Origin of the sequence: Flavobacterium zepuense (assembly GCF_007097145.1) — a bacterium.
GTDB classification, from domain to species: Bacteria; Bacteroidota; Bacteroidia; order Flavobacteriales; family Flavobacteriaceae; genus Flavobacterium; species Flavobacterium zepuense.
This window is the reverse complement of the sequence record NZ_VJVZ01000037.1, coordinates 1-1,181: the sequence shown is the minus strand read 5'-3', so window position 1 is coordinate 1,181 and position 1,181 is coordinate 1. Positions and strand designations below refer to the sequence as shown.

Below are 1,181 nucleotides of genomic sequence, written 5' to 3'. Positions count from 1 at the left end.
ACCATCTCCAACAGCGCTTTTGCGCAGGATGGTATAGAGGGCATTGAAGAGGCGAACCAAAAGGTGCGCAGTTACTTTGCCGCAGGCACTAACCTTATGTACGCCGTGGGCGCTATCCTAGGTCTGATCGGCGCTGTCAAGGTCTACCAGAAGTGGAATGCGGGTGACCAGGATACCGGAAAGGTGGCAGCAGCCTGGTTTGGCAGCTGCATCTTTTTAGTGGTGGTTGCCACAGTGATCCAATCTTTCTTCGGCATCTCTTAAAAAAAATCAACTATGCAAAGCCACTTGAAAGAAAAGTTGTGGGCTTACATCGTGCACAACAACCCTGATTTGATGATAACCCTCCAGGAGGATTATTCGGTTACCAAATACCTCGAAGAGAAAGTCAGCAGTATCATGCCAATGGCCGAGGGCCTGCTTGCAGAAGGAAGGCCTCAGTATGCCATTGAGGAACTGTGCCTAAATGCAATGACCGAAGAACTGAAACCCTCAAAGTTCCTGTACATCAGATCCGTCATTGAAGAGGAATTCCCGAATGATTTTGAGCGGCTTAAGGAAAATGGCGTGCTGACCTACGAGGTGGTTAACCTCATAGCGGCGTGCAAAGAGGTTTTTGAGGCTTTTGATTTTAAGGAAGAGAACCAGGACAACCGCCATCTGCGGTATGCCGTGATCGCGCAGGTACACGACTACCTGCTAACAAGCCAGTAGAAGAGAGTAAATGAAAATGCAGGGTTATGGCTTATAATGTTTCCCATAAACTAAAAGGTAATATCCGCGCGGTCGAGATTGCTATGAATTACCAAAAAGGCTTGCCGGTATCCGCTGAGGATCTGGGCACCTTGCAGGGGTATGCCGGTTTTGGGGGTATTAAAGCCATCCTGTATCCTTATGGCAGCACCGATGAGTGGAAGGCCAATGGCGCGACTAAAGACGACCTGAAACTGCATCCCGAGATGATGCGGTTCCATGACCTTCTAAAAGAGAACTACATAGAGCAAGAGTACAAAGAGATCATTGCATCGCTCAGAAATAGTGTGCTGACTGCTTTCTATACTCCGGAAGTGGTGCCAAAGGTGGTGTATGGAGTGCTGAAACAACAAGGCATAGCGCCTAAAAGGTTGTATGAACCCTCAGCGGGTTCAGGGGTATTTATTAGTGAGGCGGTAAAAGCATTC

At 48.3% G+C, this 1,181-nt stretch carries 3 protein-coding genes; all 3 read left to right on the top strand.

Annotation, left to right across the window (positions count from 1 at the left end):
• The first annotated feature begins 3 nt into the window (after positions 1-3).
• Positions 4-264, top strand: a complete 261-nt coding sequence (locus FMM05_RS20890) for a DUF4134 domain-containing protein (RefSeq protein ID WP_221932299.1) — start codon at positions 4-6, stop codon at positions 262-264.
• 12 nt (positions 265-276) lie between these two features.
• Positions 277-714 carry a DUF1896 family protein gene (locus FMM05_RS20885; RefSeq protein WP_143375361.1) on the top strand — a complete coding sequence of 146 codons (438 nt, stop codon included), beginning with the start codon at positions 277-279 and terminating at the stop codon, positions 712-714.
• Positions 715-797: 83 nt separating this feature from the next.
• Positions 798-1,181: hypothetical protein (locus FMM05_RS20880; RefSeq protein ID WP_143375360.1), on the top strand; the 384-nt coding region annotated here is incomplete at its 3' end.

What these genes read in the sequence shown, in the direction of transcription:
- FMM05_RS20885 (WP_143375361.1), top strand. Translation starts at nt 277, where the DNA reads ATGCAAAGCCACTTGAAAGAAAAGTTGTGGGCTTACATCGTGCACAAC.